The organism is Actinomycetota bacterium (assembly GCA_040905475.1).
Taxonomy (GTDB): domain Bacteria; phylum Actinomycetota; class AC-67; order AC-67; family AC-67; genus DATFGK01.
On sequence record JBBDRM010000049.1, the window covers coordinates 1 to 1,287 of the forward strand.

Genomic DNA, 1,287 nt, shown 5'->3' on the forward strand with positions numbered 1-1,287 from the left:
CTGATCGAGCGGTACACCGGGCAGTAGGGCATGTGGTGCTCGAACGCTCGCTGGACGGCGTCTCGATCGGCGTCGGAATCGAGCGCGAGCGCATACCGGACGTGGATCCGCTTAATGACGAGCACGCCGTCCTCGACCTCGACCTCGCCCACCGCCTCGCTCGTCAACCGCCCCTCGCTCGCCTTCACCTGGCGCGCCTCCAGCGCGCCTCCGAAGGTCCCGGTCAGTCAGCCGCCGGCGGCGGCGACCACGAAGTCGAGGGTCGTCGCGCGCTCGACGTCGCTGCCCCGCGGCACCCCGTAGTGGTCGGCGACCTCGTGGTGGACGCCGAACTCGATCGGCTCGGAACGGGCAGGGAGGTACGCACGCCGTAGCGGACCGCGGATGCGCTCGATCCGGACGCGCGAGCGGTAGACCACATCAGGCATGCGGCCCGATCCTATCCGGCGCCTTGGCGCAGCCCAGGAGCGCGCGCCGAGTCACCCCCGTCCAAGGCGGCGTCGAGGGGGCGAGGATCCGCACTGCGAGCTCGGGCGGGCAGCCGCTCTGGACGAGATCGAGGAGACCGTGAAGATCGACGCGTAGATCGCGAGCCAGCTTGTCACTGGACCGGGCCGAGAAGCCGGCATCGATGAGCCGCTGGCGGCGCCAATGTACGTCCGACGCATCCCGCTCGGGACGGCGCGCGCTCGATCTGTCGGCATCGCTTCGCACGCTCACGGCCTCCCGGGGCACCACTGCAGGAGTTGTCCCTTCCGAAGCGAGGCAGCAGCAAGCGTCGGCGACCGGTGGTCTCGGACTCGCGTATCGCGCCTACAGCGGAGTCGAGTCCGAGCGCGTTCTCGAGCTGTGTTTTTCTCCTCGCTCCGACGCTGGCCGCTACCGGGCTTCCCGCCCGGAAGAGAAGGATCGTGGGAATGCTTGCGGCGCTGTAACGCTCGGCGAGCTCCGGCTCTTCGTCGACGTAGACCTTGATGACCTTCAGCTCGCCCTGTCGCTCGTTCGCGATCGCGTCGAGCAAGGGGGCAACCGCGAGGCAAGGCCCGCGCCAGGGCGCCCAGAAGTCGACGATGACCGGCTGCTCGCTGTCGAGCACTACGCGCTCGAATGCCTCCCCGGTTACGGCCCTGGCTGCCAAGCAAGAACCTCCTTGACGTTAACGTTCGATGAGACCTGTGCCCATTCGGATGCCTGACCGCCGGTGTCCGATTCACCGAATCTCCACGGCACGTAGCTCGATGACGGGCCGGCGTGAAAACGGCGTCTTGTATGCAAAGCCGAGCCGCT

3 protein-coding genes are annotated in these 1,287 nt (G+C 68.1%); all 3 read right to left on the reverse strand.

Annotated elements, in window-relative coordinates; translation table 11 throughout:
* Positions 1-188 (reverse strand): hypothetical protein (locus WEB06_03935; GenBank protein ID MEX2554765.1); only part of this gene is annotated, 188 nt, incomplete at its 3' end.
* Between the two features lie 39 nt (positions 189-227).
* On the reverse strand, positions 228-428 hold the full coding sequence (locus tag WEB06_03940) for a hypothetical protein (GenBank protein MEX2554766.1): 201 nt from the start codon (positions 426-428) through the stop codon (positions 228-230).
* A 173-nt stretch (positions 429-601) separates the two neighbouring features.
* A complete protein-coding gene (gene trxA / locus WEB06_03945) occupies positions 602-1,138 on the reverse strand; it encodes a thioredoxin (protein ID MEX2554767.1) in 537 nt (178 codons plus the stop codon).
* Positions 1,139-1,287: the final 149 nt, after the last annotated feature.